Source organism: Tahibacter caeni (assembly GCF_024609805.1).
Taxonomy (GTDB): domain Bacteria; phylum Pseudomonadota; class Gammaproteobacteria; order Xanthomonadales; family Rhodanobacteraceae; genus Tahibacter; species Tahibacter caeni.
The window spans coordinates 1-7,925 of sequence record NZ_JANFVR010000228.1; the positions used below are offsets into that span (position 1 = coordinate 1).

Annotated in this window: 7 protein-coding genes; 1 reads left to right on the forward strand and 6 read right to left on the reverse strand. The window is 70.8% G+C overall.

All coding sequences use genetic code 11. The features are described from left to right. Positions 1 to 257 (reverse strand): hypothetical protein (locus NON22_RS16885; protein WP_257388114.1); only part of this gene is annotated, 257 nt, incomplete at its 3' end. Then, entirely contained in the window at positions 254 to 2,470 is a 2,217-nt protein-coding gene (locus NON22_RS16890; protein ID WP_257388115.1) for a VIT domain-containing protein, read from the reverse strand. The genes NON22_RS16885 and NON22_RS16890, both read right to left, overlap by 4 nt. Before the next feature lie 162 nt (positions 2,471 to 2,632). Between NON22_RS16890 and NON22_RS16895 the strand changes: the two genes are divergently transcribed. Continuing rightward, positions 2,633 to 4,384 carry a DUF885 domain-containing protein gene (locus NON22_RS16895; protein ID WP_257388116.1) on the forward strand — a complete coding sequence of 584 codons (1,752 nt, stop codon included), beginning with the start codon at positions 2,633 to 2,635 and terminating at the stop codon, positions 4,382 to 4,384. Between the two features lie 89 nt (positions 4,385 to 4,473). On the opposite strand, the gene NON22_RS16900 is transcribed toward NON22_RS16895, so the two are convergent. The 4 genes from NON22_RS16900 to NON22_RS16915 form a co-directional block, all read right to left on the reverse strand. Continuing rightward, a complete protein-coding gene (locus tag NON22_RS16900) occupies positions 4,474 to 5,460 on the reverse strand; it encodes a zinc-dependent alcohol dehydrogenase family protein (RefSeq protein WP_257388117.1) in 987 nt (328 codons plus the stop codon). Between the two features lie 37 nt (positions 5,461 to 5,497). After that, on the reverse strand, positions 5,498 to 6,160 hold the full coding sequence (gene trhA / locus NON22_RS16905) for a PAQR family membrane homeostasis protein TrhA (RefSeq protein ID WP_257388118.1): 663 nt from the start codon (positions 6,158 to 6,160) through the stop codon (positions 5,498 to 5,500). 128 nt (positions 6,161 to 6,288) lie between these two features. Further along, positions 6,289 to 7,239 (reverse strand): response regulator, encoded by a 951-nt coding sequence (locus NON22_RS16910; protein ID WP_257388119.1) that lies wholly within the window; start codon positions 7,237 to 7,239, stop codon positions 6,289 to 6,291. Continuing rightward, on the reverse strand, positions 7,236 to 7,925 hold a 690-nt coding region (locus NON22_RS16915), incomplete at its 5' end, for a sensor histidine kinase (RefSeq protein ID WP_257388120.1). The genes NON22_RS16915 and NON22_RS16910, both read right to left, overlap by 4 nt.

Consider the following 7,925-nt stretch of genomic DNA (forward strand, 5'->3'; position numbering starts at 1 on the left):
AGGCGCACGCGTCCCCAGGGCTCGGCGCCGCGCAGCGGCGAGCGGCGCAGGAATTCGCGCGCGTCGGCCAGGCTGCGCGCCGCGGTCACGAGCACGCCGGCCTCGGCCGGCCGCGCCGCGTAGTAATCGCGCGCCGCCGCGAAGAACGCATGGCCCGGATTGTCGTCGGCGAGGACGAAGGTCACGTCGGTGCGCGCGAAGGCCGCGCCGCTCAGCAGCGCGAGCAAACCGCAGGCGATCCGCCGCGCGCGCTTCATGGCCGCAGCGCCACGGCGCGCTGCAGCAGCGCGTCGGGATAGTCGCTGAAGCCGCGCGCGTCGACGAGCACGGCATAGCGGCCGAGGCTCAGCAGCACGCTGCCTTCGAGTTCGAGCCAGACACGCAGGTCCGGCCGCAGCTGCAGCAACCGCATGAAGGCCGGGCTGTCGCGGCGTATGCGCAGCAGCGGCTGGCCGTCGCGATAGGCCAGGTCGACGAGCGTGTCGCCGCGCTCGCGGAAACGGCGTCCGTCGACGACGCGCAGCGGCGCCGCGCTCGCGGCCAGGTTCTGCTGCAACGCCGGCGACAGCGCCGCGGCGAACAGCAGCGCATTGCCGCTGCCGCTCGCATAGCCGACGACCTGCGACGCGCGCTGCGGCAGCGGCTGGTCGACGGTGGTCGACGGTTGCTGCGTGCGTACCGCATCGTCGATCGCGACGAAGGCCGTGTATGGCGTCAGCAGGCCGTAGTCGAGGCCGAGCTGCGTGATCTCGCGGCGCAGCGCATCCTCGGCGCCGGGCTCGGCGCCGAGATCGATCCGGTCGGCCAGCATCTGACGCGCCCACAGGGTGCGCAGCGGCGCGTTCTCGGCGGAGACGTCGGCCGCCGCGGCGACGTCGACGACGGCCTCGTACGGTCCGCGGCCGCTCTGCGCGCGCAGACGGATGCGGCCCTGCGCCGCGCCGCGATATTTGCCGACGAGCACGACCGGCCGCTGCGCGAACAGGTCGGGCACCGGCATCGGCGATACGTCGTAGGCGTCGAAGCCCTCGAACGCGACGGCTATGCCGCTGAGCAGCGGCTGCTCGATATAGCGCCGGAACGCCTGCGCCTGCGGCTTGCCCTCGTCGAGGTTCTCGATCATGACGGCCTCGCCCGTACCGGCGCGCGCGATGCGCCGGATCACCGCCTTGTCGACCCGGGCGCCGACGCCGAACGCGAACACGCTGGCTTCGCCGAGGCGGCTGCGGATCAGCCGCGACACCGCGTCGCCGGCCGCGATGCCGCCGTCGGTCACGACGACGACGGAGCGCGCGACGCCCGCGCCGTGCGGCAACGCGTAGGCCGTCTGCAGCGCGCTGAGCAGATCGGTCGCACCGCTGCCGTCGGCCGCGTCGATGAAGCGTAGCGCCTGCCGGAGATTGTCCGGCGTACCGGCCAGAGAAGCCTTCGCGTCGAGCACCGACGCCGCGCCGGCGAACAGCACGACGTTGAAACGGTCCTGCGGCCGCATGCCGGCCAGCAGCTCGCGCAGCACGAGCTTGGCCAGATCCAGCGGCGCGCCGGCCATCGAGCCGGAAACGTCGACGACGAACAGGTATTCGCGCGCAGGCACCTGGTCGGGCAGCACGGACGCGGGCGGCTGCACGGTCAGCAGGAAGAACTGCTCCGGCCCGCCCGGATACAGCTGCAGTCCGTCGGCGATCGCGTCGCCGGCATAGCTGAAGCGCAGCACGAAGTCGCGCGTCGCGGCCTTCGCCTCGTCGGCCGCGAGCGTGACGGCCGCGCGGCGCGCGTCGCTGCGCTGCACGTCGATGCGGTGCGACGGACTGGCGATGGCCGCGAACGGCGCCGCGCCGCGCAGGCGCGCGGCCAGCGCGAAGCTGTAGTCGGTGACCTCGGCGGCCGCCGACGAACGCACCGGATCGTGCGTCGCGGATTCGCCGCCGGCGGTTGCGCCGCGCGTCGTCGGCAGGAAGAACTCGTAGACGCCTTCGCGCGGCCGCAGCAGCTCGGTGTACTGCAGCGCGACGTCGATGCGGTCGCCCGGCAGGATGTTGGCCACGCGCAGGCGGAACACGCCTTCGGCCTGCTGCTCGAGCAAGGCCGAGTTGCGGCCTTCGGACCTGGCCGCGTCGTAGTCGGCGCGGGCCTGCTGCTTCTCGCGGAGCACGCCGCGCACCGTGCGCTCGCCGATGCGCAGGGTCAGGCTGCCGACCGCGGCGTCGGTCGAGGCCGGGAACACGTAGACCGCCTCGATCGGCACGTCGCCGCGATTCTCGAACACCTGGCGCAGCTCGACGCTCGCGATCGTGCCGACGATGTCGACCTCGGCGCGGGTCTGCAGCAACGGCAGGCGCTCGACCCGGGCCGGATCGCCGCCGAGCACCTGCAAATACGGCGTCTCGCCGGCCGCCGCCGCGGCCGTCGTCAACGCCAGCCACGCCGCCAGACAGCGGCCCGCGACCCATCCCCACGAATGACCGTGCATCTGCGTTTCTCCCAACGGGTTGTGCGTGCGGGACCGGCGTCGACGACGGCATGACCTACGGCCTAGCAGACGGGCAATCCGTGCAAGATCGTCGCAACCTCCGGCCTATGGGCAGCGGCGCGCCGCTGCGCGACACTGCGCCGATCCCCGGAGGAAATCCCCATGTCACGCCTGCAACGCCTCGCCCTCGCCGGTCTGCTCGCCTTCGCCCTGCCCGCCCTCGCCGCCGACGACTGGGTCGCGCGCAGCAACGCCAACGCCCAGTCGGTGCTCAAGGTGATCGCCGATTTCAGTCCGGAGTCGGCCAGCAGCCTCGGCCTGCCGGGCTACGACGAAGGCGTCTTCGATCTCAAGCCCGGCGTCAACGACCGCTTTCGCGCGGCCTCGGCCGCGGCCAAGGCGCAGCTCGAGGCGCGCCGCGGCAGCGAGCAGGATCCGCGCGTGCTGCAGGATCTCGACATCATGATCGAAGCGACGCAGCGCCAGATCGACAGCACGACGATCAACGAGAAATACCTGCTGCCCTATTTCGACGTCGGCCAGGCCGTGTTCCGCGGCGAGTTCGGCCTGCTGCAGGACGAGGTTGCGCCGGCGCGGCGCAAGGCCGCGCTGGTCCGCCTCAAGCGCTACACGGGCCTCGAACGCGGCTATACGCCGATCACCGAACTGGCCAAGGCGCGCTTCGAGGAACAGGCCGGCAAGACCGGCCTGCTCGGCCCGGTCAGGCAACAAGTGGAAAAGGCGCTCGCGAGCACGCCGCAGTACGTCAAGGGCCTGCGCGATCTTTATGCGAAGTACGGCATCAAGGGTGCCGACAAGGCGCTCGACACGCTCCAAGCGCAGCTCAAGGACTACGACGACTGGGTGCGCGAACGCGTGCTGCCGCGCGCGCGCGACGATTTCCGCCTGCCCGCGGAGCTCTATGCGGACAACCTGCGCAACGTCGGCCTGGACATTCCGCCCGAAGCGCTGATCCAGAAGGCGCGACTGTCGTACGCGGAAATCCGCAACGAGATGCAGGCCATCGCGAGCCAGATCGCCGCGCAGCGCAAGCTGCCCGACAGCGACTACCGCGCCGTGCTCAAGGCGCTCAAGCAGGAGCAGATCGCGCCGGACCAGGTCGAGGCGACCTACCACGAGGTCATAGCCCGAGTCGAAGAGATCATCCGCCGCGAACGCATCGTCACCTTGCCGCAGCGCCCGATGCAGATGCGCGTGGCCTCGGCCGCCGAGACCGCGGCGCAGCCGGCGCCGCACATGGACCCGCCGCCGCTGATCGGCAACAAGGGCGAGCGCGGCACCTTCGTGCTGACCGCCGGCAACCCCGGCAGCGACGGCAAGTCCGACGGCTACGACGACTTCAGCCACAAGGGCGCGACCTGGACCCTGACCGCCCACGAAGGCCGTCCGGGCCACGAGCTGCAGTTCACTGCGATGGTCGAGCGCGGCGTGTCGCTCGCGCGCAGCGTGTTCGCGTTCAACAGCGTCAACGTCGAAGGCTGGGCGCTGTACGCGGAAGCCGAGACCAAACCGTACGAACCGCTCGAAGGCCAGCTGTTCGCGCTGCAGGCGCGGCTGCAGCGCGCCGCGCGCGCGATCCTCGATCCGATGCTCAACCTCGGCCAGATCACGCGCGAGCGCGCGCATCAGGTGCTGACCGACGAGGTCGGCCTGTCCAACGGCATGGCCACGCAGGAAGTCGACCGCTACACCTTCCGCGCGCCGGGCCAGGCGACGAGCTATTTCTACGGCTATACGCGGCTGATGGAACTGCGCGCGCAGACCGAGATCGCGCTCGGCGGCAAGTTCGACCGGCTCAAGTTCAACGATTTCGTGATCGGCCAGGGCCTGCTGCCGCCGGACCTGCTGGCGAAAGCCGTCGCCGACGAGTTCATTCCGCGCGAGAAGAAATAAAGGAAAAAAGCAGCGCGGCTCGCCGACCGGCGGGCCGCGGCAGCAATGCGATGCGACTGATCGCGGCGGGATGCCGCCGTGATCGGCGCTCAGGCTTGCGGCAACAACAGGATCTTGCCCTCGCGTTCGCCCGCGGCGGCGGCAGCGACGGCCTGCTTGATCGCGTGCAGCGGATAGGTCGCCTGCACCGGCGCGCGCAGCTGGCCGCTCGCGATCAGACGGCCGATCTCGCCGAACACTTCGGCGCGGCGCTGCGGCGTGGCCGTGCGGAACCATTGCGACAGCCAGAAGCCGCGCAGGGTGATGTCGCGGAAGATGAACGAGGCCGGCGAGATCTGGCAGGGTTCGCCGCTCATCGCGCCGTAGTTGAGCAAGGTGGCGCCCTCGGCGAGGCAGCGCGCGAGATTCTCGGTCGCGGGGCCGCCGACCGCATCGATGCCGAGCCGGATCGGCGCGGCATTCGTCGCTTCGGCGACGCGCTTGGCCAGCTTGTCGCCGTCGACGAGCACGATCTCGCCGCCGGCGGCCTTGACGCCGGCCACGGCCGATTCGCGCCGCACGACGTTGACGCAGCGGATGCCGCGCGCTTTCGCGATGCCGATCAGATAGCTGCCGACCGCGGAATTCGCCGCGTTCTGGATGACCCAGTCGCCGGGCTGCAAGGTGACGAATTCACTGAGCATCAGCAGCGCCGTCGGCGGATTGATCGACAGCATCGCGAGCTGCTGCACGTCGGCGCCGTCCGGCAGCGCGATCAGGCCCTTGGCCTCGGCGAGCAGATGCGTGCGCCAGGTGCCGCTGCCGACGGGCAGCAGCACGGTGCGGCCCTGCCAGCCCGCATCGACGCCGTCGCCGAGACCGACGACGCGGCCGACGCCTTCGTTGCCGCCGATAGCCGGCAGCGGCGGCAGCAGGCCGTACTGGCCGGTCAGGGTCAGCACGTCGGACGGATTGATCGGCGCGGCCAGCACTTCGATGAGCACCTGGCCCGCAGAAGGCGGCGGCAGGGTCATGTCGACGACGTCGATGACGTCCTGCGGCACCGGGCCGCGTTCGGCGTATTCGGCCTTTTTCATTGCGTTTCTCCGCGAACGGGACGAATGCGGCCGCGACTCAGATCGTGTCGGCCGGGACCACGTAGAGCAGGATGGAGAAGAAATGCAGGATGCTGCCGAGCAGCACGAAGCCGTGCCAGATCGCGTGGCTGAACGGCAGGCGCCGCCACAGGTAGAACGGCACGCCGAACGTGTAGGCCGCGCCGCCGAGGAACAGCAGCCAGAGCCCGCCGCTCGGCACGCTTTCGAGCAGCGGCCCCAGCGCGGCCAGCGCGCTCCAGCCCATGCCGATGTACAGCGCGACGGCGGCGCTTCGGAAGCGCTTCAGCGGCGACAGCTCGCAGACGATGCCGAACAGGGCCAGGCCCCAGACCACGCCGAACAGCAGCCAGCCGTAGCTGTCGCGCAGGCTGATCAGGGTGTAGGGCGTGTAGGTTCCGGCGATCAGCAGATAGATCGCGACGTGGTCGAGCGCACGCAGGGTCGGCTTGGCGACCTCGTTCGGAATGCCGTGATACAAGGTCGATGCCGTGTAGAGCAGCACGAGCGCCGCGCCGAACACGGCGACGCTGGTCACGTGCCAGGCTGTGCCGCCGAGCGCCGCGAACGCGACGAGCACGGCCAGCCCGGCGATGCTGAGCACGACGCCGACGCCGTGGATGGCGCTGGAAATGATTTCCTCGAGCAGCGAATAGCGCGGGCTGGCAGCGACACTCGCCATGACGGCGTCCCGGTCGATCATCGGATTCGCCGAACATAGCGCAGGCCGCCGCAAAAATCCAAACGATCGTTTGAGCTTTCGACCAAGGTCGTCCGACGGGCGGCGGAGGCCGGCGCGAGGCCGCGACATCAGGCGCGCAGCCGCGCCTGGTCGCGGATGCGGCGCAGGTAGTCGAGCACGCGGCTGGACAGGCTGACCTCGCGCGGCGCCTCGACCGCATGCCGGCGCAGGCGCTGCGGCTCCAGATGCAGCTCGCGATGACGGTCCAGCGCGGCGAACAGCGCGCGGCGCAGCAGCTCGCGCACGAGCGGCTTGGGCAGGAAGCGGAACACCTGGCCCTGATTGATCAGATCGATCAGCAGACGGCCGTCGCGCAGCGAGGAACAGGCGATCGCCAGGGTGCGCGGGCTGGCCTGCTTGAGCAGCTTCAGGGCGCCTATGACATCGTCGCTGCTGTGGCGCAGCTCGGCGAGGATCACCCCGTATTCGCGTGTCTCGATGCGCGCCAGCGCGGCCTCGACGTTGATCGCCGGCACCACGAGCGCGCCGGGCGGCAGCAGCTCGCGGACCAGAGTCACGGTCATCGGATCCTCGTCGAGCACGAGCACGGCCGCCGACGGCGCCGCGTCCACCGCGATCGGCTCCCGCGCGGACGCGGCGGAGCGCGCCGCCGCATCGGCCGGCGCGAGGCGCGCGTATTCGTCCCAGGCGATCTGCGCGGCTTCGGCGATGGTCTGCTGCAGCCGCGCGGCGTCCCAGGGCTTCTCGAGGAAGCGGAAGATCTCGCCGTCGTTGACGGCCGCCTCGACCGCGGCGAGATCGGCGTAGCCGGTCAGCAGCAGGCGCATGCTGCGCGGCGAGTGGTCGCGGATCTGGCGCAGCAGGTCGACGCCGCTGATCGTCGGCATGCGCTGGTCGCTGACGACCACGTGCACCGGCCGCGTGCGGACCCAGTCGAGCACCTGCACCGGATCGGTGGTCGCGAGCACCTCGTAGCGGCTGCGCAGCAGCAGCGACAACGAACGCAGGATGCGCTCCTCGTCGTCGATCAGTACCACACAGGGCTTGTCGGGATTCATGCGGCGGCCTGCGGCGAAGTCGGAGCCAGCGGCAGCGCGACCACGAAGCGCGTGCCCGAGGGAGGGGCCGACGTCGCCGCGATGCGGCCGCCGTGGGCCTGCACGATCTGCTGGCAGATGGACAGGCCCAGGCCGGTGCCCTGGCCGACCGGCTTGGTCGTGAAGAACGGCTCGAAGATCCGGGGCAGCACGTCGGCCGGAATGCCGCGGCCGTTGTCCTGCACGGCGATCAATGCATAGCCGCCGAGCGTCTGCGTGCGGATGAGGATCTGTCCGTGGTCGTGGTCGATGGCCTGCGCGGCGTTGCTGACGAGGTTCAGCAGCACCTGGTTGATCTGCGCCGGCGCGCAGCGCAGCGGCGGTACCTCGCCGTAGCGGCACTGCACCTGCACGTTGCGCTTCCTGAGCAGGTGGCCGGCGATGCGCAGCGCCGCGTCGATGAGGCCGTGCAGGTCGACCGCGTCGGTGTGCGCCGCGTCGACGCGCGAGAAATCCTTGAGATTGCCGACGAGGTCGGCGATCTGGGCGACGCCGTGCACCGTGTCGTCGAGCAGGGCGCCGAGATCGCCGAACAAGGCCGGATCGAACGTCGCGCGCGCCGCGGCCAGGCGCTCGGCGCGCTGCTGCCAGTCGGCCGCGTCGCCGTCGACGGTCGCGTCGAGCAGCGCCGCGGCGGCGTTCGCGAG

Coding starts and splice junctions, on each gene's coding strand:
- NON22_RS16890 (WP_257388115.1), bottom strand. CDS start 2,470: ATGCACGGTCATTCGTGGGGATGGGTCGCGGGCCGCTGTCTGGCGGCG.
- NON22_RS16895 (WP_257388116.1), top strand. CDS start 2,633: ATGTCACGCCTGCAACGCCTCGCCCTCGCCGGTCTGCTCGCCTTCGCC.
- NON22_RS16900 (WP_257388117.1), bottom strand. CDS start 5,460: ATGAAAAAGGCCGAATACGCCGAACGCGGCCCGGTGCCGCAGGACGTC.
- trhA (WP_257388118.1), bottom strand. CDS start 6,160: ATGGCGAGTGTCGCTGCCAGCCCGCGCTATTCGCTGCTCGAGGAAATC.
- NON22_RS16910 (WP_257388119.1), bottom strand. CDS start 7,239: ATGAATCCCGACAAGCCCTGTGTGGTACTGATCGACGACGAGGAGCGC.